This is a genomic window from Microbacterium sp. Leaf151 (genome assembly GCF_001424225.1).
Classification (GTDB): domain Bacteria; phylum Actinomycetota; class Actinomycetes; order Actinomycetales; family Microbacteriaceae; genus Microbacterium.
In genome coordinates this window covers 674,892-695,709 of sequence record NZ_LMOR01000004.1, presented here as the reverse complement: position 1 = coordinate 695,709, position 20,818 = coordinate 674,892, and the positions used below count along the sequence as shown (strand labels likewise).

Here is a 20,818-nt window from a genome sequence, read left to right as displayed (position 1 = left end):
CATGCCCGTCACCGGACCCGACTTCATCTCGCTGCAGGTGCGCGACCTCGCCGCCTCCCACGCGTTCTACGCGCAGTTCCTCGGCCTGCGGCGGTCGCCCGCCGGTCCGCCCCACGCCGTCGTCTTCGACACCGCGCCGATCGCCTTCGCGCTACGCGACCTCGCCCCGGGAACCGACCTCACGGGCGTCGATCAGCCCGGTATCGGTGCGGCCGTCTGGCTCCATGCCACCGACGTGCAGCAGATCCACGACGCGCTCGCCGCCGACGGGCACCGCATCGTCGTGGCGCCCATCGACGGGCCTTTCGGCCGGACCTTCACCTTCGCCGACCCCGACGGCTACCACGTGACCCTTCACGACAAGGCCTGAGCGCACTCGTTCGAGACCCGCCGTCGCGCCGAGCGCACGTGCACGCCGCGCGGTCGGGGGCGCGAGGTGCGACGGGTAACGTAGGTGCATGGCGACGGCGGCGGGGCGAGGCATCCTGGCCCTGGTCGTCGCCGCCGTGCTTCTTCTCTCCGGTGCGGTCATCGCGGTCGCCATCGACCCGTTCGCCCGAGAGCCGATGGCGGTCGGCCCGACGACGGAGTGGGTCGCCCGCCTCCTGCTGCTGCTGGGGGTCGTCTGGGTCGGCATCGGCATGATCTCGGCCCGCACCCGGCTCGTGCGTCGTCCGGGAGCCGCTGCCGCTCGCGCCACCTGGGTCGCTTCGACGAGACCGTGGCGGGCGCGCGAGTCCAGCCTCGGTCTGCTTCCGCTCGACCGGTGTCTCATGATTGTCGTTCCGGGAGGCATCCTCGTCGCCACGCGCGTGGTGCAGACTCCACGCGACGGTCTCTGGAGCGTGGCGCTGGCCGTCGCGAGCTGGCTGGTGTTCGCCGTCGCCGTGCGGCTCCTGCTCGGGCGCCGCTCTCCGTGGCCGATCATCGCCGCGGTCGGGGGTGCCATCGTGCTGCGGTGCGTCGTGGCGCTGCTCGCGGTGTCATTCTCGGGACCCGCAGGCATCTGGCCGGAGGTGTGGTCGTCACCTGTCCTCCGCGTGCTCTATCTGACCGTGGCTTTCGCCCTGGTGGCGTGGATCTTCGTCGTCGCCGGGTGGTCTCTCTCCGCGCAGATCGGCCCACGCCGAGCGGTGGGGATCGCGCTCGCCGGGGTCGGGGTGGCATCCGCGCTTCCCGCGGCGACCATCGCGGTGGTGGGGGCGCGCGACGCTGTACGTTCCTGGAACGATCAAATCGGCATCCTGCCGTGGGATCTCGCGCGTCTGGCCGGCGCGCGCGACGGTTCGTTCCCGGTCGAGATCGTCACGGCGACGACGGTGGCCGGGCTGATGGCCGCGGTCGTCGGGATCGTGCTCGCCCTGCCTACGCGCAGCTCCAGCCGGGCGCGCTGAGGGTCGGGGTTCGGCGCTTGATCGTCTGGTTGCAGGTGTGGGCGGGGCTCGGTGCTCGGGGGTCTGGTCGCGCTTGTGGGCGGGGCTCCGTGCCCGAAGGCCTGGTCGTGCTCAGACGCGACGCGCGGCGCCCTGGCGCGGCGCCCGCGATCAGCGCCCGAGCGTGTTGTCGAACGGTCCGCCGCGGCGGATCTCGCGTACCTCGGTGCCCAACGGCATCAGCGACACGGGCACGAGCTTGAAATTGGCGATGCCCAGCGGGATGCCGATGATCGTCACGCACAGCAGCAGCCCCGTGAAGATGTGACCGAGCGCCAGCCACCACCCGGCGAGGACGACCCACACGATGTTGCCGAGCAGGGAGCCGAGGCCCGAGGTCGACTTCGACACGGTCTCGCGTCCGAACGGCCACAGCGCGTAGAACCCGATCCGGAACGAGGCGATGCCCCACGGGATCGTGACGATGAGGATGCACAGCACGACGCCCGCGGCGAGATAGCCGAGGAAGAGCCAGAAGCCCGACAGGACCAGCCACAGGATGTTGAGGATCAAGCGCATGGGTCCATCTTCGCGGCCGCGGCTGGGTGGCATCCATGGTTTGACAGGGGGTTCACCTATCCGGGTGTCGTACCGCGCGCAAGCGCCATCTACGCATCACCCGCCGCGTCTAGCGTGGAATTCACCGAGGGAAGGAACCCATCATGTCTGACGTCACCCGCGCCACGCCGGAACGCCGTGTCCTGTCGAGCTTCAGCGACTACACGGGGGCGCAGGCCGCCGTCGATCGTCTCTCCGACGCCGGTTTCCCCGTCGAGCACACCGCGATCGTCGGACACGACGTGCGCATCGTCGAGCAGATCACGGGGCGGATGACGCGGGGACGCGCGGCAGGTCTCGGTGCGGCGTCGGGCGCTTGGTTCGGCCTGATGATCGGCGTGCTCATCGGGCTGCTCAGCCCGGGCGGCTTCCTCGGCCTGCTGCTGATGGGCCTCGTGCTCGGTGCGGTGTGGGGCGCCGTGTTCGGCTTCGCCGGCCACGCGTTCACCGGCGGTCGCCGGGACTTCTCGTCGGTGCAGGGCTTCGAGGCAGAGCGGTGGGACGTGTCGGTGGATGCCGAGCACTTCTCCCGCGCGCAGTCGCTGCTGTCGTCGGGTGCGGCGGGCGAGACGCGCCCGTAGGTCAGGCTGCGAGGCGACCGGGGCCGATGTCGGAGGCCCCGCTTAGACTTGAACCCGCCATGACCGACGCCTCCACGCCCCTCATCGTCGACGGCCCGCTGCCGTCGTCGGCCCGACCCGACGCCGACCTCCTCGAGGGGTTGAACGGCCCTCAGCGCGAGGCCGTGACGTACCGCGGCCAGGCGTTGCTCATCGTTGCGGGCGCCGGCTCGGGAAAGACGAGCGTGCTGACGCGGCGGATTGCATCGCTGCTGCGCACGCGCGAGGCGTATCCGAGCCAGATCCTCGCGATCACCTTCACCAACAAGGCCGCGGGCGAGATGCGCGAGCGCGTGCATCAGCTGATCGGGCAGAAGGCCGACGGCATGTGGATCTCGACGTTCCACTCCGCGTGCGTGCGCATTCTGCGCCGCGAGGCCGAGCAGTTCGGTTTCACCAAGGCGTTCACCATCTACGACTCCGGCGACTCGCGCGCGCTCATCAAGCGGCTCGTGAAGGAGCACGAGGGTGACTCGTTCGGTCTCACGCCCGCCGGCACGCAGAGTCGCATCTCGAAGCTCAAGAACGAGTTGGCCGATGCCGAGTCGTACGCGCGGTCCGCCAACATGAGCGACCCGGCCGAACGCGTGTTCGTCGAGATCTTCTCGTCCTACCAGCGCGAGCTGCAGCGGGCCAACGCCTTCGACTTCGACGATCTCATCGCCCAGACGGTCTATCTGTTCCGCGCGTTCCCGCAGGTCGCAGACGTCTATCGCAAGCGGTTCCGCCACATCCTGGTCGACGAGTACCAAGACACCAACCACGCGCAGTACGCGCTCATCCACGAACTCACGCGGCCCCCGGGGTCGGATGCCGAACCGTTCTCGTCCGGCGGCATGATGATCTTCGACGCGGAGCCCGCGGGTGACGACGCTGGCTCACTCACCGTCGTCGGCGACTCCGACCAGTCGATCTACGCGTTCCGCGGTGCCGACATCCGCAACATCAGCGAGTTCGAGCGCGATTACCCGGGTGCGAAGGTCGTGCTGCTGGAGCAGAACTACCGCTCGACGCAGAACATCCTGTCGGCGGCCAACGCGGTCATCTCGAACAACTTCGACCGCAAAGACAAGAAGCTCTGGACCGACGTCGGCGCCGGCGATCCGATCATCGGCTTCACCGGCTACTCGCAACACGACGAGGCGCAGTTCGTCGCCGACGAGATCGAGGCGTTGCACAAGAAGGGCGTCGACTACTCCGGAGTCGCGGTGTTCTACCGCACCAACTCGCAGTCCCGCGCGCTGGAGGAGATCTTCATCCGCTCGGCGGTGCCCTACAAGATCATGGGCGGCACCAAGTTCTACGAGCGCGCCGAGATCAAAGACGCCCTCGCCTACCTGGTCGCGGTCGCCAATCCGGCCGATGGCATGGCAGTTCGCCGCATCCTGAACCGCCCGCGCCGCGGTATCGGCGACGTCACCGAGACCGCCATCGCCCGCTACGCCGCCGAGCACGGCATCACGTTCCGAGACGCCCTGGCCAATTCGGCGCAGATCGGCGTCGGCCCGAAGCTGCAGAAGGCCATCGACCAGCTCGACGCGGTGCTCACCGAGGCGACGGCGATCATGCTCCCGGCATCCGGGGAGCTCGCCCCCTCCACCTCGGTCAGCGAGGGACTCACCCTGCTGCTCAACAAGAGCGGCTATTTCGACGCCCTGCGCGCCAGCAAAGACCCCCAAGACGAGGCGCGCCTCGAGAACCTCGACGAGCTCGTCGCGGTGACCCGCGAGTTCGCCCGGAACAACCCCGAGGGCACCATCATCGACTTCCTCACCGAGGTCACCCTCGTGGCGGATGCCGACGACCTCGACGATGCGTCGGGCTCGGTGTCGCTCATGACGCTGCACACCGCCAAGGGCCTGGAGTACGACGCCGTGTTCCTCACCGGCGTCGAAGAAGACCTGCTGCCGCACCGTATCTCGGCGAACGAACCCGGCGGCCCGCAGGAAGAGCGGCGCCTGTTCTACGTCGGCATCACCCGCGCCCGCAAGCGCCTGCACGTGTCGCTGGCGATGACCCGCGCCCAGTTCGGCGAGGTGACCGTGGCGATGCCGAGCCGGTTCCTGCAAGAGATCCCCGCCGACCTCATCGACTGGCGCCAGTCGCCCGGCGACGTAAACGGCCGGGGCGGCTCGCAGTCGCGCGCGCTGAACGCTCGCGGGCGTCGCCCCGGCCAGCCCGGAAGCGGCAATCGCTACGGAGACGACCTCGTGCCGCTGCCCAAGCGCGCGCCGGCCGACCCGAGCAAGTTCCCCAACCGCATCCCCGCGAAGGTCCGCGACAACGGCGACCTGGAGCTGGCATCCGGAGACCGCATCCGTCACGACGACTTCGGCGAAGGACGCGTGGATGCCGTGACCGGCGAGGGCGCGAAGCGCGTGGCGCACGTGCGCTTCGACACGGTCGGGCCGAAGAAGCTTCTGGTTAAGATCGCGCCGATCGCGAAGCTGTAGCGCGGTCTCTCGGCACCGGCGTGCGTCGGTGACCGGGCGTCGGCGTGGTGGGGCGGTGCGGCGCGGTGGGGTGGTGCGGCGCGGTGGGCGGTGCGGCGCGGTGGGGTGGTGCGGCGCGGTGGGCGGTGCGGCGCGCTGGGTGCTGCGCAGTGAGCTGTGCGGTGGGGTGGTGTGCTGCGGTGGGCGGTCGGTTGGGCGGTGCGCTGTGTGCGTCGCGCGTGGGTGCCGTGCGGAGGGGTTCGACGCCGCGGACCGTCTTTGGGGCGTCTTTCGGGCATTGGGGCGGGCCATGCTCGCCCCAATGCGCAATTCGCGCCCCGAAACCGATGGCCGGGGCGGCGCGGGGCCGTGCGGCGGTGACGGCTTTGCCGCTGGTGGCCGGTTGTGGAGCGGGTTACGGGGGCGGGTTCGGGGCGTGTTTGGTGCATTGGGGCGGGCCATGCTCGCCCCACTGCACAATTTGCGCCCCAGAGCGGTGGCGGGGCGGCGGCGGGCCGCTCGCAGACGCGCGCCCGGTGCTCCGGCCCACCGTGGCCCGGGTGCCCTGGCCCGCCCCGGCTGGCCGCCTCGACCCGCTGCCGCGCGGGCGCCCCGGCTGGCCGCCTCGACCCGCTGCCGCGCGGGCGCCCCGGCTGGCCGCCTCGACCCGCCGCCGCGCGGGCGCCCCGGCTAGGCTTGCCCAATGGCTCTTTTCTCGCGCCGCAAGAAGTCCGATTCCGACGACGCATCGACCGACCGGCCCGAAACCGTGATCGAACCGGGTGAGCAGCCCGTCGACCCCGCCGGTCCGAGTGACGCTGCTCCGGCCGGGGAGGCGAACGCCACCGACGGCGACGCATCTCCCGCGCCGGCGCAGGCTCCCGCGCAGGCCCAGGCGGAGACGACCCCGACGGTCGGCATCTCGATGTCGTCGTTCCGCGGCGTCGGTGCGGGGCCCGAGACCCCCGCCGAGGCGTCAGCTGCGCCGACCGCCGCGCGCCCCTCGGCGCGACAGCCCGGCGAGATGGTGGCACCGGAGGCCCCCGAGACCATGCCCGGCCTCCGCGACAACGTGCTGCTCAGCAACGCCCTCGCCGAGATCGTCGGTCAGGCCGAGCCCGCCCAGCTGCTCAACGTCGCTCGCCAGTTGCTGCAGGGACACGTCTTCCTCCGCGTGAAGGGCGACGCGCGCGCCCTCATGGCCGAGGGCAAGGACCTGCCCCTCGCGGTGGCGAACAACGGCACCGAGCAGCTCGTGCTCGGCTACAGCGGTGGCATGGCCCTGCGGGCCAGCGTCGAGGCCGACCAAGACCGCGATACGTCGGCGATGGCGCAGCCCGTGCTGACGCTGCTGCGCCACATCATCGACGGCCCGTACGGCGGCATGGTGCTCAACCCCGCCGCGGCCGACGGGCGTGCGGTGCTGCCGAAGCCGCTGCTCGAGCGGATGATCGCCGAGGTAGACCCGCAGCTGCGCATCAAGACGGCCCTGTCCGACGCGCGGACGGAGTCCACGGCATCCACCGTCGTCGAAGCCATCGTGGCCGACGCGCCCATGTGGATCGCCGTCAACCAGACCGAAGAGGGCGGTCCCATGGGGGTCGCCGAGTCGCGAGCCGCCACGGGCGAGCGCTTCCTCGAGGTGTTCTCGCACCCGCTCGAACTGCTCGCCCTCGGCCGCGGCGACCAGCCCCTGCCGATCCGCACGATGCAGCTCGCCAAGGCGCTGTCACAGGATGCCGGGCTCACCGGCATCCTGATCGACCCGGCCGGTCCGTGGATCCGCCTCGGACGCGAAGAGCTCGGTCCGGTCATCGCCCTCGCCGCCGAGGACGACGCGCCGACCGCCTGACATTTCGACGCGGACGGGTCGCACCCCTCGGGGCGGCCCGTCCGTCGTCGGATCGGATCCGGATGCCGACAGTGGACCGGACGGCTCGGGGTAGGCGGTTTCGAACGCGGCGTCTTCCGCCAGAGAGGTGCCGTCGCCATACCGGATGCCATGCCGTGGACCGGACGACCCGGGCGAGACGGCTCCGAGCACAGCGTCCGTCGCCGGAGGGGTGCCGTTGCCACCGAGGTGCGCGGAGCAGGCCGCCGACCTCAGACCCCGTACATCTCCCCGACCGGCATGGCGACCGGCAGCACGTTTCCCGCGGGGGCGAGCGGGCACGCCCACATGGGGTCGTACGCGCACGAGGGGTTGTAGGCGAAGTTGAAGTCGATCACGAGACTGTCGGGCGCCGCACCTCGGCCGAGATCGGCGCCCTTGATGGTGTCGAGCAGGTAGCGCCCGCCGCCGTAGGTGCCGCCGGGGCGGCCGGCTGTGGCATCCCGAACCGGAACGAACAGGCCGCCACCGTACGACGACAGCCGCCACACGTCCAGCGAGCCCGTGTCGGGCAGTTCCACGCGGCCGATGCGCTCGAAGCCGACCTCGCCGTCGGTGCCGGTGGTGGCGACGAACGACGCCTCGTCGGCGTCGAGCAAGGGGACTTCGAAGCGCCAGGCCGCGTCGTACGGGGCCAGGGGCAGCCCCACGAAACCCTCTCGCTGCGCCGGGAGCAGGGGAGTGGCGGGGTGGTCCGCGAACAGCGCGTCGCGCTCGATGCGCCACAGTTCGTGCGCGTCTTCGGGATCGTCGGCTTCGCGCACCGCGTCGTACAGCGCGAAGACGCGCAGACGCCAGTCGGCGATGTCGAGGGCGGCGCGGGCGGCGGCGGTGGTCATGCTTCGAGCGTAGGGGGAGGGCGGATGCCGGCGGCCCGGGCTGGACGCGACCCGGTCCGTCAGTCTCCCGGTCCCTGCCTCGGGGCGCGCACCCCGGGCCCCGCGCATCACGGGAATGCCGCGCCCGGGCTGAACCCGAATGGCCGGCCCGACCCCGGCGCCGTCTCGCAGTGCCCGGCCAGGATCAGCCGCGCATGCCCCCAGCAACAGGCTGACACCAGGACGCAACGGGGCAGACACGACGTCGACGCGCGCACTAGCGTCGGGACATGGCATCCCCCCGCATCACGCTGACCGTCCCGGGCCCCGAGGGCGATCGCGAGGTCGGCATCTCCAACCCCGATCGGGTGCTCTGGCCCGAGGTCGGCATCACCAAGCGCGAACTCGCCGAGTACCTCATCGCCGTCGCCGAGCCCTTCATCGCCGCGAACGGGCATCGGCCGGTGTCGCTCGAGCGTTTCCCCGAGGGTGTGGGCGGCGAGGCGTTCTTCTCGAAGAACCCGCCGAAGGGGGCGCCGGCCTTCGTCGAGGCCGTGACCGTGACGTACAACAGCGGGCGTCGGCATCCGCAGCTCTTCCTCGGCGAGATCGCGTCGGCCGTGTGGGCGGCGCAGATGAACACGATCGTGTTCCACCCGTGGGCCTCGCTCGCGAGCGACGCCGACCACCCGGTCGAGCTACGCATCGATCTCGACCCGCAGCCGGGTACGGGCATCGCCGAGGCCGTCGTCGCCGCGCACGAATTGCGGGCCGTGCTGCGGGAGGCGGGTCTGGAGGCCTGGATCAAAACCAGCGGCAACCGCGGCCTGCACGTGTTCTGTCCCATTGAGCCGACGCACGAGTTCCTCGACGTGCGGCACGCCGTCATCGCCGCAGCCCGCGAGCTGGAGCGACGGATGCCGGATGCCGTGACCACCAACTGGTGGAAAGAGGAGCGCGGCGAGCGCATCTTCGTCGACTTCAACCAGGCGAACCGCGACCGCACGATGGCGGGGGCGTATTCGCCGCGCGCGCTGCCGACCGCGACCGTGTCGACGCCGGTGTCCTGGGATGAACTCGACGATCTCGACCCCCTCGCGTTCACGGTGCGGTCGATCCCGGAGCGGCTGGCATCCGTCGGTGACCCGTGGGCGGGGTTCTCCGAGAAGCCCGCGCGCATCGACACCCTGCTGCAGTGGTGGCAGCGCGACCTCGACGACGGCCTCGGCGAGCTGCCCTTCCCTCCCGAGTTCCCGAAGATGCCCGGCGAGCCGCCGCGCGTACAGCCGTCACGGGCGAAGAGTCCCGCGTCGGACTGAGGCGACACGCTCTCGCGCTACGACGACAGGGGATGAGAACAGCGCAGGGCGTTTGAGGCGCAGTCGGCCTGTTCCGCGGCATCCCACTTCTTGATGACGAGGGCGTGCGTTGCCTCCGACGGCGTCGCGAGTGGGGAGAGCCGGGTCGAGCCGGCATCGTCGCATTTTCGCGAAAGGGATGCCAGCGCACACCCGAGAGTTCACCGAACAGTGAGGACGCCGGGTGAACGTTCACCTCCGGGTGTCCTGAGATTCGTTCTCACGAGAGGACCTTCCGTCACCGTGGATTCCGACCGGCCCCCCGGCGGTCGGTGAATCCCATACGAAACGGAAGCGAACACATGAACAAGCGCACGACCGGACGTACGCGTCGTCTGATCGTCATGAGCACCGTCGCGGGCGTCGCCCTCGGTGCCACCCCCGGCGTCGCCGCCTCGGCGGAGACCACGGAGACCCCCGCCCCCCAGAACGTCATCGTCCTCATCTCGGACGGTGCGGGCTACAACCAGTTCGACGCCGCTCGCCTGTACGAGAACGGCACGAGCTACCAGCAGGTCGAGGTCGCTCCGAACTCCGGTGCGGCCACGAAGATCCCCGGCACCCCGAGCGAGGTCTACGACGGCTTCCCCGTGCAGCTCGCCCAGTCGCACTACTCAGCGGGCGGTCGCGCCGCGTACGCCCCCGAGCAGGCGTGGGGAGACTTCTCGTGGGTCGCATCGGGTGCCACCGACTCCGCCGCCGCCGGCACCGCACTCGGCACCGGCGTGAAGACCACCAACGGCACTCTCGGTTTCGCCCCCGACGGCACGCGCCTGCTGACCGTCGGCGAGCAGGCGATGGAGGTCGGCAAGAAGGTGGGCCTGGTCACCAGCGTTCCCTTCAACCACGCCACCCCCGCCGGCTTCATCGCGCACAACACGAGCCGAAACGACTACCACGGCCTCGCCACCGAGATGATCGATTCGGGCGTCGACGTGCTCATCGGCGGCGGACACCCGAACTACACGGATGCCGGGACCTCCCGCGCGTCGCACTTCGGCGCGGGGTCGTGGATCTCGCAGACCGACTTCGACCGTGTCACGCAGGGCAAGACGCCCTTCTCGTACGTCGAGAGCAAGGCCGACTTCGAGCGCGTCGCCGACGGGCAGAACGTCCCCGACAAGCTCTTCGGCCTCGCCCGCGTCGCCGAGACGTTCCAGTACAACCGTCCCGGGGTGCAGAACAAGAACGTGCTGCCCTTCACCGACGCGGCCAACGCCGACGTGCCGTCTCTCGCCACCTCCGCTCGGGCAGCGCTCAACGTGCTCGAGAAGGACGAGGACGGCTTCTTCCTCATGGTCGAGGGCGGTGCGGTCGACTGGGCCGGTCACGCCAACCAGACCACGCGCATCGTCGAGGAGCAGGTGTCGTTCAACGACTCCGTCGACGCCGTCACCGACTGGGTCGAGAAGAACTCGAGCTGGGACGAGACACTCGTTATCGTCACCGCCGACCACGAGACCGGCTACCTCGCCGGCCCCGGCGCCGGCGCAGAGAAGGGCTGGACCGCCCTCACCGGAACCGAGGGTCAGCTGCCGAACGTGTCGTGGCACTCCGGTGGTCACACCAACGCGCTCGTCCCGCTGTACGCGAAGGGCGCCGGCTCCGAGGCGCTCACGGCTCGCGCCACCCAGTGGGACTTCGTCCGCGGCGCCTACCTCGACAACACCGACCTGGGCAAGACGATCTTCGACGCCCTCGGGCACGCGGATGCCGAGGGTGACGCGGTCGGCGTGGAGGCCTCCGTGCCCCTGCCCGCCCAGGCCGGTCAGCTGAGCCTCGCCCTCCCCGCCACCGACGGCCCCGTCACCTTCGCCGGTGATGCCGCGTCGCAGCAGGCCGAGCTGCCGGAGGTCGTCGTGAACGACTCCCGCAACGAGGCGCAGGCGCAGGGACGCGGGTGGACGCTGTCGGGCTCGGCCTCGGCGTTCGTCGCCGGTAACCGCTCGTTCGGCGCTGACAACCTCAGCTGGACGCCGAAGGTCGTGCGCACGGCCGCCGGTGCCGCCGCCGGGGGCACCGCGACGCTGGACAAGCCCGCCACCCTCGCCGACGCCGGTCGCGTCGAGCGTGTCGGCGAGACCGTCGTCGCCGCCGACCTGGCGCTGACCATCCCCGCGACCGCCGAGAGTGGCCGCTACGGCAGCGAGATCACCCTCACGCTCTTCGCGAAGGACTGATCCCCTCCCGCCGGTGCGCTCCCTGGCGGGGGCGCACCGGCTCCGTCCGTCCCCCTGACCCGAGGATCCCCGTGTTCCCCCGCACCTCTGCTTCCGCTGCGGCCGTCGCCGCCATCCTGCTTTTCTCCGCCGCGCCCGCTGCCGCCGTCCCTCTTTTCTCCGCCGCGCCCGCTGCCGCCGTCCCGTTTTTCTCCGCCGCGCCCGCGGCCGCCGTCACCGTCGATCCGGCAGCAGCCTCCCCGTCCGCTGCGCAATGGTCGGTCTCGCCGGCGAGTTCCGCCGGCCCCGACGGGCGCATCTCGCTCCGTCACACCATCGACCCCGGTGCCGGTGTCGATGACGCCATCGCCGTGTCCAACCTCGGCACCGACTCCGTGACCTATGTCGTCGCGCCGGGTGACGGCGTCGTCGGCGACAGCGGTGCTTTCGACATCGCCGCGGGTGACCCGCAGGACTCCGGTGCCTGGATCACGGTCGGCGGACTGGATGCCGGCGCGGTGACCGTCGCGCCGGGGGAGACCCGGGTGCTCCCCGTCCGTATCGACGTGCCCGACGGGGTCACCCCCGGCGACCACCCCGCGGGAATCGTCGTCGGGGTCACCCGCTCGAGCGACGGGGTCTCCGTGACCAATCGGGTCGGCGTACGCGTGCACCTGCAGGTGGCCGGCGACATCGTCCCCGCGCTGCGGGTCGACGACATCGCGGCGACCTTCACGCCGTCGTGGATCCCGTTCGCTCCCGGCGTGCTTCGCGTCGAGACGCGGGTCGAGAACAGTGGCAACGTGCGGCTCGGCGCGCTCGCCGCTGTCTCGGGGACGGGCGTCGACGCCGCGTCTCTCGCGGGCGATCCCGCCGAGCTGCTGCCGGGCGACACGGCGACCCTCGTGACCGAGACGAGCGCCTGGCCCATCTTCGCTCTCGTCGGCACGACGACCGTGCGCCCTGTCGTTCTGGGCGACGACCCGATCAGCGCCCCCGCCCTCGTCGAGCAGGGGTTCACGACCGCGGCTGTGTCGTGGTCGGGGCTCGCGGTGCTGATGGTGGCCGCGGGCGCGATCGTGGCGGTGGTCATCGGGCGTCGGCGCGGGGGTCGGGCGGGGCGTCGCGGCGCGGATGCCGCGGCGTCGGCTGGCGCGGGAGCGGCGACGTCGGAGTCGGCTGAGCGGGTGGAGGCCGGGGCGCGGTAGCGGGTGCGGGTGGCTGAGCGGGTGGAGGCCGGGGCGCGGTAGCGGGTGCGGGTGGCTCAGCGGGTGGAGGCCGGGGCGCGGTTGCGGGCGCGGAGGTTGGGAACGGCCAGGGCGTCGGCGCTGGTACGAAGCGGTGTGTGCTCCCGGGCAGCAGGGTGCAGCAGGGCTTGGCTGGTCGCGGCTGCGGGGCGCAGAATGTGCACCGGGGCGTCCGCTGCCCGCCCCGGTGCACATCTTGCGCCCCGTACGTGGTGGCTGCATGGGCTGTGCGGTGGCGCGAGCGGATGCCGAGCGCGCCGGGGTCGGCGGCGCCTGGCGGGTTGGCGCGGAAGCGGGGCATCGGCGGCAGTCCGGGCGGCTGCGGGGCGTCGGAGCGATTGCGGGGCGCAGAATGTGCACCGGGGTGTCCGCTGCCCGCCCCGGTGCACATCACACGCCCCGAACCCAGGTTGCCTCGAGCGGGCTCCAGGATCCGCGCGACTCCCGCTCCGACAGGCGACGGCCGCGCGGCCCGGAGGCGGGTCACCACGATGGGGCGGCTACGGCGAGGCGACTCTCAGTCGAGCACGCCGCCGAGGTCGTACGAACTCACCGTCTCGAGCTGCGCGAAGGTGCACGAGCGGGCGTCGCGGTCGGGACGCCACCGGTCGAACTGCACCGTGTGGCGGAAGCGCATGCCCTCGAGCTGGTCGTAGCGCACCTCGAGGACGAGCTCCGGGCGCAAGCGCACGAAAGACACGTCTTTCGACGCCGAGAAGCGCGAACGGTCGGTCTCGCCGACGACGGCTCCGCCATCGGCATCCCGTTCCACGAGAGGGGCGAGCTCGTCGATCAGCTCGCGACGCTTCTTGTCGGTCCATGCCGACACGCCGCCGACGCCATGCAGGCGGCCCTCGTCGTCGTAGAGCCCGACGAGCAGAGAGCCGACGCCCTCGCCCGATTTGTGGATGCGGTACCCCAGGGCCACCACGTCGGCGGTGCGCGCGTGCTTGATCTTGAACATCGTGCGCTTGTTCGGTGCGTACGGCTGGGCGAGCGGCTTGGCGACGACTCCATCGAGGCCCGCTCCCTCGAACTCGGCCAGCCAGCGGCGGGCGAGGTCGGGATCGTCGGTCGTGCGTGTGACGTGCACGGGGTGCGGGACGGCGCCGAGGAGGTCTTCGAGCTGGGCGCGGCGCTCCGAGAACGGCTCCGCCTGGAGGTCGCGATCGCCGCGCGCGAGCAGATCGAAGGCGATGAACATCGCGGGGGTCTCTTCCGAGAGCAGGTTCACCCGGGAGGCCGCGGGGTGGATGCGCTGAGACAGCGCCTCCCAATCGAGGCGCTGTGCGCCTGGCTCACCGCGCGCGACGACGACCTCACCGTCGATCAGGCATGGCTCGGGCAGGATCTCGGCGAAGGCGGCGACGAGCTCGGGGAAGTAGCGGGTGAGGGGTTTCGCTCCGCGGCTGCCGATCTCGACGTCGCCGCCGTCCCACGACACGAGCGCCCGGAAGCCGTCCCACTTGGGCTCGTAGCTGAAGCCGCCCGCGACCTTCTCGTGCTCGGGCACGGCGGGCACGGACTTCGCCAGCATCGGTGCGGGGATGTCGTAGGCCACGGCGGTCAGCTCTCCTTGCCCTCGCGGTCTGCGTTGCCCTCGTTGCCCGAGAGGGGCACGGGGTTCGAGCGCTTCTTGCGTTGCGCCCACTCGGCCGGTTTGTCGTCGCCGTTCCACACGGTGATGATGCCCCAGACGACCGCCGTGAGGGGGACGGCAAGGAGGGTGCCGAGGATGCCGCCGATCGCCGTCCCACCGGCCAACACCACCAGCACCACGAACGAGTGCAGCTTCATCGAGCGGCCCATGAGCACGGGCTGCAGGAAGTTGCCCTCGAGCTGGTTCACGAGGACGACGATGCCGACCACGATGAGGGCGACCACCCAGCCGTTGGTGACGAGTGCGACGAGAGCGGCGAGGATGCCGGCCGTCACGGCGCCGACGATGGGGATGAAAGCGAGCAGGAACACCAGCACCGCGAGCGGCAGTGCGAGGGGCACCTGCAGGATCGCCAGACCGACGCCGATGCCGATGGCGTCGACGGCGGCGACGGATGCCGTGCCGCGCACGTAGGAGCCGAGGACGGTCACGGTCTTGTCGCCGATGCGGCGGGCGCGGTCGTAATCGCGTCCGTGGAAGGGACGCAGGACGAACTCCCACATGCGGGGGCCGTCTTTGAGGAAGAAGAACAGGATGACGACCATGAGCACGAAGCCGGTGACGAACGAGGCGACCGCACTCACCCCGGCGAGGGCGCCCGTGCCGAACTGGGCGCTCGTGACAAAGTCGCCGATGCCCTGGAGGGCGGCGTTCACCTGGTCGGGCGAGATCGCGAACGGCAGCGTGTGGTACCAGTCCTGGGCTTTCTCGAAGCCCTCGACGGCCTGCGAGCTCAGCGAGTCCCACTGGTTGATGACGGCATTGACGACCAGCCAGCCCAGCGCGGCCAGCACGACGACCACGGCGAGCAGCGTCAGGAGCGTCGCGACGACGGAGGGCACGCCCTTGCGCCGCATCCACATGGTGACGGGGCCGAAGGCCGAGGCGAAGATGAGGGCCAGGATCAGCGGGATGATCACGAGCGTCACCTGGCGGATACCCCAGATGAGGCCGGCCACGAGGATCACCACGATGATGATCTGCAGCGCCCGGACAGCGAGGCGGCCGAAGCCGTCGGCCCACAGGCTCTTCGGTGGTGCCTGTACCGCCTTGGCGACGGATGCGACCGCGTCGCGAGGCGCGGGATGACGAGAGAACAGGCCCATGCTCACAAGGTAGTGGGGGCCTCCGACATCGAGTGCGCGGTTGCGCCGCGCCGTGCCGCGGATTAGGGCCGCGGGTACGCGGCATCCGGAATCAGACGAACGCACTCATTCCGGTGATGTCGCGGCCCAGCAGGAGCGCCTGGACGCTTTCGGTGCCCTCGTAGGTGTGGATCGCCTCGATGTCGGCCATGTGCTGCATCACGCCGTTCTCGAGCAGGATGCCGTTGCCGCCGAGCAGGTCGCGGGCGATCGCCGCCACCCGTCGCGCGGCGCGGGTGTTGTGGTACTTGGCGAGCGACGCCTGCGTGGGACGGAGTCCGCCGGTGGTCTCGAGGTCTGCGAGGCGCCGGCAGTACAGCTGCATGGCGGTGAGCTCGTCGAGCATCTGCGCGAGGCGTTCCTGCACCATCTGGAACGCGGCGAGCGGCTTTCCGAACTGCATGCGCTCGGTGGCATACGTTCGAGCGATCTCGTAGCAGGCGGTCGCGTGCCCGAGCGCCGACCACGCGACGCCGGAGCGAGTGGCGTAGAGCACGCGCGAGGCATCCTTGAACGTGTGCGAGCCGGGGAGCACGGCATCCGCGGGGAGACGAAGGTCGTCCATCGCGATGTGTGCCTGATGGATGCCGCGCAGCGACACCTTGCCGGTGATGACGGTGCCGATGTACCCCGGCGTGTCCTGCTCGACGAGGAAGCAGCGCACTTTGCCGTGATCCTCGGCGCCGTCGTCATCGACCCGGGCCCACACGAAGGTGATGCCGCCGGAGGCGCCGTTGCCGATCCACTTCTTCGTACCGCTGAGCGACCAGCCGTCGGCCGTCCGCGTCGCGGTCGTCTCGAGCGACACGGAGTCGGAGCCGTGGTCGGGCTCGGTCAGGGCGAACGCGCCGAGCACCGTGCCGTCGGCGAGGGGCTTCAGCCACCGCCGCTGCTGCTCGGGAGAGCCGAAGAGCGCGAGGGTGCGGAGTGCGAGCCCTCCTTGAACGGCGAGGGCGGTGGCGAGCGAGCCGTCGTGCCGCGAGACCTCCATGTTGACGAGGCCCGCGGCCAGCGGCGACGTGTGCGGGAGCTCGGGGTGCTCGATGCCGTCGGTGAACAGTTCGAGTTCGCCCATGCGTCCCACGAGCTCGACGGGGTAGGTCGCGGCATCCCATTCGCCCTGCATGCGGGTGCCGACCTCGTCGGCGAACGCTTTGGCGCGGTCCCAGACCGCACGGTCGGCGTCGGGGATATCGGCGAACACCGCGTAGTAGTCGGTGTCGCGACGGCTCAGCAGGTCGTAGTGGGCGACGCGCTCCCCGGGGAGCGTGCGGGCATCGGCGTCGATGGTCATGGTTCCCAGTATCGCGCATGTTGGGACTGGGTGTCACTGTCTGCGCGTCGTCGGTTTCGGCGGAGTCGGGTCTCGCGCCGAGTGTCCGAAACGCCCGGACGTTTTCGTCGGGCGTTCGGGTGTTGTGGACACTCGGCAGGCGACCGCCGGCGGCAGCGAGATCCCGAGCGGGTAGGGTCGCGGCGTGAGCGCGCTGACCTTCCTCCCCGCCCTCGACCACCCCGAGCTCCTCGCCGCGCCCGTCGCCGCAGCGATGGAACGCCTGCCCGCCGATGTCGCCGCGCGCATCGAGGTCGCCGCGGTCGACCCCGCGCTCGCCGACACCGCGGCGTTCTGCGAGGCATACGGCCAGAGCCTCGACATCTCGGCGAACTGCCTCGTGGTGCAGGGAACGCGCGGCACCGACACCCGCACCGCCGCCTGCCTCGCCCTGGCCACCACCCGGCTCGACGTCAACGGCGCCGTGCGCAAGCTCCTCGACGCGCGGAAGGCGACGTTCGCCCCGATGGATGCCGCGGTGTCGGAAACGCGGATGGAGTACGGGGGGATCACGCCGCTCGGCATCCCGTCCGACTGGCGTCTACTGCTGGATGCCCGGGTCGCCGCACTACCGCGGGCCGTCGTCGGCGCGGGGATTCGCGGCGCGAAGCCGTTCCTCCCGGGCGAGGTGCTGGCATCCCTGCCCTCGGCCGAGGTCGTCGATGGGCTCGCCAAACCGGTTGCGTGAGCAGTGGCCCCGCGAGACTGCGCGGCGCTGGCAATCCGGTTGCGGGCTGCAGCGTGGATGTCAGCGGGATGCGGTTTCGCGGCGGTCCCGCCTGACGAGCGTCGACACCCGGCCGTGCGTCGGCAGCGTGCCGTCGACGGACGTCCGCGCGTCAGTCGGGGAGGCTCGCCCGCAGGCGCCGCGTGACCTCGGCCGCCGGCATCCGACGCGGGAACACCGCGACGACGAGGTCGTCGCCCGCGGCATCCGCACCGTCGGGGTGCACGCCGTAGCGGCGGAGGGCGTCGTCGAGGGCGCGACGCAGAACGGATGCCGGCACCCGGGCGCCGCGCATCAGCCGACGCAGCACGTGGTTGTGAACGGCCGTGACGAGGGCGGCGAAGCCGACGGCATCCAGGGGGTCGATGCCGGGGAGCGCGTCGCGCAGGTACTGGTCGAAGAGTCGCTCGTAGCGGAAGACCGTGACGATCTCGCGGTCGCGCAGGCCCGAGACCTCGCGCACGATCTTGTAGCGACGGCGGGCGAGCTCGGGGTCGGCGGCGAAGTGGCGGAACACCCGCACCGACGCTTCGCACACCGCAGCCCACGGGTCGTCGTGCTGCTGCGACAGATACGCGCGCGTCCCGGCGAGGAGCACCTCGTGGTCGGCGAAGACCACGTCTTCTTTGCCTCCGAACTGGCGGAAGAACGTCGAGCGCGACACCCCCGCGGCCTGGGCGATCTGCTCCACCGAGGTCTGGTCGTAACCGTGCTCCACGAAGAGGTCGATCGCGGCAGCCACCACCGCCGTGCGGCTCGAGGGGGCGGCGCTGTCGGTCACGTGCCGAGCATATCGGCGACCCGCGCGCGGGGGCGGTTCGGGCGCGCGGTCCCGATGCAGCGGTCGGGGGAGGCCACGGTGGGAGAGGGCGCGGTCGCCCGTCGCGCGCGTCGGTGGCGCGTGGGTAGCGGGGGTGGCGCGGCGGCGCGGGGGTGGCGCGGCGGCGGTGGCGGGGGCGCGGGGGTGGCACGGGGGTGGTGGCGCGGCGGGGGTGGCGCGGTGGCGCGTCGGCGGCGCGGCGGCGCGGGGGTGCGGGGGTGGCGCGGCGGTCAAGCCGCGGCCGACAAACGCGATTCGTGCGCAGAAACACATTGACGTCGTGTTTATCGCCGCGAATCGCGTTTACGGACGGGGGCGCGACGCGGGGTGGCCGCTCGGGGCAGCGGCGTAGGGCGACCGCGCGGAGCTGGGTGAGCGGGTGGGGCGTTGCGAGCCGTGACCACGTGAGAANGGGGCGCGACGCGGGGTGGCCGCTCGGGGCAGCGGCGTAGGGCGACCGCGCGGAGCTGGGTGAGCGGGTGGGGCGTTGCGAGCCGTGACCACGTGAGAAACGCGATTCGTGCGCAGAAACACATTGACGTCGTGTTTATCGCCGCGAATCGCGTTCATGGACAGGGGCGCGACGCGGGGTGGCCGCTCGGGGCAGCGGCGTAGGGCGACCGCGCGGAGCTGGGTGAGCGGGTGGGGCGTTGCGAGCCGTGACCACGTGAGAANGGGGCGCGACGCGGGGTGGCCGCTCGGGGCAGCGGCGTAGGGCGACCGCGCGGAGCTGGGTGAGCGGGTGGGGCGTTGCGAGCCGTGACCACGTGAGAAACGCGATTCGTGCGCAGAAACACGTTGACGTCGTGTTTATCGCCGCGGATCGCGTTTATGGACGGGGGCGCAACCGCACAGCGCAACCGCACAGCCCAATCGCACAGCGCAACCGCACAGCACGGCCGCCGCTAGACGATCCCCACGAACGAGGCAACGGGATGCCGCGCCGACGGCGCCCGCGATGGGATGGACGCATGACCTCTCCCCTGTGGACCCGAGACCGAACCTCCGTCGCAACCCCGTTCGAGGCGGATGCGCGGCACGACGTCGTCATCGTCGGCGCCGGGATCACCGGCCTGTCGACCGCGGTGATGCTCGCCGAAGCGGGCGTCGATGTCGCCGTCGTCGACGCGGGCGAGGTGGGCCAGGGGGCGACCGCGGCGTCGGTGGGAATGGCATCCCTTCTGCAGGGGACGACGCTCGCGGCGCTGCGGCGGCATCACCCGGCGAGTCTCGTCCGTGCGTACGTCGATGCGAATCGCGCGGGCCAGGAGTGGCTCGCCGAGCGGGCCGGAGGCGCGGCTGACCGCCGCACGGCGTTCACCTTCGGACGGGTGCTCGCCACCGACGTCGCGCTCGACGCGGTGCGCGACGCGGCCCGGGAGGCCGGCCTGCCTGTCCGTGAAGACGCGCCCGGCGACCTCGGCGGACACACTCCCGTCCGCGCCCTCGCCCTCGACGACCAGCTCGCGCTCGATCCGGTGCTGCTAGGGACCACGCTCGCGCGCGCGGCCGTCGACGCCGGCGCGGTCGTCCACACGGGCGTTCGCGTGGGCGACGTCCGGGCGCTGCCGAGCGGTCGGATCGACACCGACCACGGCACCCTCTTCGGCGACACGGTCGTGCTCGCCACCGGCACGCCGCTCACACGACGCGGACTGTACGACCTGAAGACGCGCGCCCTGCGCTCCTGGGCGATCGCCTTCGAGATGGAGGGGGATGCCGAGGCCCCGGGCGGCATGTGGAGCGAGGTCGGCGTCGACGGACGCAGCGTCATGGCGGCGCCGTGGTCGTTCGGGCGCCCCGTGCTCATCGTCACCGGGGCGCGGCATCCGGTGGGCTCGGCCCGGTCGGAGGTCGCGCTCGCCGAGGAACTGGCCGCGTGGGCGCAGCGGACGCTCCCCGTCGCCGCCGAGATCGCGCGCTGGTCGGGCCAGGACTATCAGTCGCACAACCTCGTGCCGTTCGTCGGAGGGATGCCGCGCGGCCTCGGCCGCCTGCGCTTCGCCACCGGATACGCGGGGTGGGGGCTGACCAACGGCCCGGCGGCGGCGATGCGACTGACCGATGAGATCCGCGGCGTGTCGCGCGGCGATCGGCCGCAGTGGATGCGCACGATCGGAACGCGCATGACCGTGCCCGCCGACCTCGGCCGCGGGATCGGCGAGGCGGGCCGGCGGATCGGAGTGGCTGCGGGGGCGCTGTCCTCGGCCGTGCCGGCCCCGGCGAAGCGTCCGGCCGAGGGTGCGGGCGTCGTCGCTCGCCAGGGGGTGCGCACCGCCGCCGTGTCGACCATCGACGGTCGGACTCGTGTCGTCGTCGCCCCGGCTCCGCTCACCTGGAACGACGCCGAGCGCTCCTGGGACAGCCCGGTCGACGGCTCGCGCTACGCGCCCGACGGCACGCGACTCGAGGGCGCGGCCTCGGCGGACCTCCCGTCGGCGGGCTGAGGCGCGGGATGCCGCGGCGCGCTGCGGTGGCGTCGCCGGTGGCCTGCTGAGGCGCGGGATGCCGCGGGGCGCTGCGGTGGCGTCGCCGGTGGCGGGCTGACGCGCGGGATGCCGCGGCGTGCTGCTGCGGCAGGCGGGGACCACGAGGGGACCTTCGGCTGACGAGACGG

17 protein-coding genes are annotated in these 20,818 nt (G+C 71.6%); 10 read left to right on the top strand and 7 right to left on the bottom strand.

Annotated elements, in window-relative coordinates; all coding sequences use genetic code 11:
* Window position 1 precedes the first annotated feature (1 nt).
* Window positions 2-370 carry a VOC family protein gene (locus ASF76_RS13895; protein ID WP_055958983.1) on the top strand — a complete coding sequence of 123 codons (369 nt, stop codon included), beginning with the start codon at window positions 2-4 and terminating at the stop codon, window positions 368-370.
* Between the two features lie 88 nt (window positions 371-458).
* The gene (locus tag ASF76_RS13890) at window positions 459-1,394 is read left to right on the top strand and encodes a hypothetical protein (RefSeq protein WP_055958980.1); all 936 of its coding nucleotides are present in this window, start codon (window positions 459-461) and stop codon (window positions 1,392-1,394) included.
* Between the two features lie 150 nt (window positions 1,395-1,544).
* Here ASF76_RS13890 and ASF76_RS13885 read toward each other — a convergent pair whose 3' ends face one another.
* Window positions 1,545-1,952 (bottom strand): YccF domain-containing protein, encoded by a 408-nt coding sequence (locus ASF76_RS13885; RefSeq protein ID WP_055958977.1) that lies wholly within the window; start codon window positions 1,950-1,952, stop codon window positions 1,545-1,547.
* A gap of 143 nt (window positions 1,953-2,095) precedes the next feature.
* On the opposite strand from ASF76_RS13885, the gene ASF76_RS13880 reads away from it, so the two are divergent.
* The 3 genes from ASF76_RS13880 to ASF76_RS13870 all read left to right on the top strand — a co-directional run bounded on the left by ASF76_RS13880 (window position 2,096) and on the right by ASF76_RS13870 (window position 6,895).
* Window positions 2,096-2,572 (top strand): general stress protein, encoded by a 477-nt coding sequence (locus tag ASF76_RS13880; protein WP_055958974.1) that lies wholly within the window; start codon window positions 2,096-2,098, stop codon window positions 2,570-2,572.
* Window positions 2,573-2,631: 59 nt separating this feature from the next.
* Complete coding sequence (locus ASF76_RS13875; RefSeq protein ID WP_055958971.1) at window positions 2,632-5,064, top strand: ATP-dependent helicase; 2,433 nt, start codon at window positions 2,632-2,634, stop codon at window positions 5,062-5,064.
* A 682-nt stretch (window positions 5,065-5,746) separates the two neighbouring features.
* A complete protein-coding gene (locus ASF76_RS13870) occupies window positions 5,747-6,895 on the top strand; it encodes an SseB family protein (protein WP_055958968.1) in 1,149 nt (382 codons plus the stop codon).
* Between the two features lie 251 nt (window positions 6,896-7,146).
* Here the strand turns inward: ASF76_RS13870 and ASF76_RS13865 are convergent, their stop codons facing one another.
* Window positions 7,147-7,773 carry a DUF1684 domain-containing protein gene (locus tag ASF76_RS13865; RefSeq protein ID WP_055958965.1) on the bottom strand — a complete coding sequence of 209 codons (627 nt, stop codon included), beginning with the start codon at window positions 7,771-7,773 and terminating at the stop codon, window positions 7,147-7,149.
* Between the two features lie 269 nt (window positions 7,774-8,042).
* Here ASF76_RS13865 and ligD point away from each other — a divergent pair, with 269 nt between their 5' ends.
* The 3 genes from ligD to ASF76_RS13850 all read left to right on the top strand — a co-directional run bounded on the left by ligD (window position 8,043) and on the right by ASF76_RS13850 (window position 12,477).
* The gene (gene ligD, locus ASF76_RS13860) at window positions 8,043-9,071 is read left to right on the top strand and encodes a non-homologous end-joining DNA ligase (protein WP_055958962.1); all 1,029 of its coding nucleotides are present in this window, start codon (window positions 8,043-8,045) and stop codon (window positions 9,069-9,071) included.
* A gap of 341 nt (window positions 9,072-9,412) precedes the next feature.
* The gene (locus ASF76_RS13855; RefSeq protein WP_055958959.1) at window positions 9,413-11,290 is read left to right on the top strand and encodes an alkaline phosphatase; all 1,878 of its coding nucleotides are present in this window, start codon (window positions 9,413-9,415) and stop codon (window positions 11,288-11,290) included.
* Between the two features lie 71 nt (window positions 11,291-11,361).
* Window positions 11,362-12,477, top strand: a complete 1,116-nt coding sequence (locus tag ASF76_RS13850) for a hypothetical protein (protein WP_055958955.1) — start codon at window positions 11,362-11,364, stop codon at window positions 12,475-12,477.
* Window positions 12,478-12,533: 56 nt separating this feature from the next.
* On the opposite strand, the gene ASF76_RS17145 is transcribed toward ASF76_RS13850, so the two are convergent.
* The 4 genes from ASF76_RS17145 to ASF76_RS13835 form a co-directional block, all read right to left on the bottom strand.
* Window positions 12,534-12,680: a hypothetical protein gene (locus tag ASF76_RS17145; RefSeq protein ID WP_156459266.1), complete on the bottom strand. Its 147-nt coding sequence runs from the start codon at window positions 12,678-12,680 to the stop codon at window positions 12,534-12,536.
* Window positions 12,681-13,033: 353 nt separating this feature from the next.
* Window positions 13,034-14,077, bottom strand: coding sequence for an ATP-dependent DNA ligase (locus tag ASF76_RS13845; RefSeq protein WP_200936137.1), 1,044 nt, complete (start codon window positions 14,075-14,077; stop codon window positions 13,034-13,036).
* A 5-nt stretch (window positions 14,078-14,082) separates the two neighbouring features.
* The gene (locus ASF76_RS13840) at window positions 14,083-15,282 is read right to left on the bottom strand and encodes an AI-2E family transporter (RefSeq protein ID WP_055958952.1); all 1,200 of its coding nucleotides are present in this window, start codon (window positions 15,280-15,282) and stop codon (window positions 14,083-14,085) included.
* A gap of 91 nt (window positions 15,283-15,373) precedes the next feature.
* Window positions 15,374-16,615, bottom strand: coding sequence for an acyl-CoA dehydrogenase family protein (locus ASF76_RS13835; RefSeq protein WP_055958947.1), 1,242 nt, complete (start codon window positions 16,613-16,615; stop codon window positions 15,374-15,376).
* Window positions 16,616-16,799: 184 nt separating this feature from the next.
* Between ASF76_RS13835 and ASF76_RS13830 the strand changes: the two genes are divergently transcribed.
* Window positions 16,800-17,342 (top strand): YbaK/EbsC family protein, encoded by a 543-nt coding sequence (locus ASF76_RS13830; RefSeq protein ID WP_055958944.1) that lies wholly within the window; start codon window positions 16,800-16,802, stop codon window positions 17,340-17,342.
* Between the two features lie 151 nt (window positions 17,343-17,493).
* Here ASF76_RS13830 and ASF76_RS13825 read toward each other — a convergent pair whose 3' ends face one another.
* Window positions 17,494-18,162, bottom strand: coding sequence for a TetR/AcrR family transcriptional regulator (locus ASF76_RS13825; RefSeq protein ID WP_055958941.1), 669 nt, complete (start codon window positions 18,160-18,162; stop codon window positions 17,494-17,496).
* A 1,010-nt stretch (window positions 18,163-19,172) separates the two neighbouring features.
* On the opposite strand from ASF76_RS13825, the gene ASF76_RS13820 reads away from it, so the two are divergent.
* Window positions 19,173-20,648: an FAD-dependent oxidoreductase gene (locus tag ASF76_RS13820; RefSeq protein WP_055958938.1), complete on the top strand. Its 1,476-nt coding sequence runs from the start codon at window positions 19,173-19,175 to the stop codon at window positions 20,646-20,648.
* The last annotated feature ends 170 nt before the right edge of the window (window positions 20,649-20,818 follow it).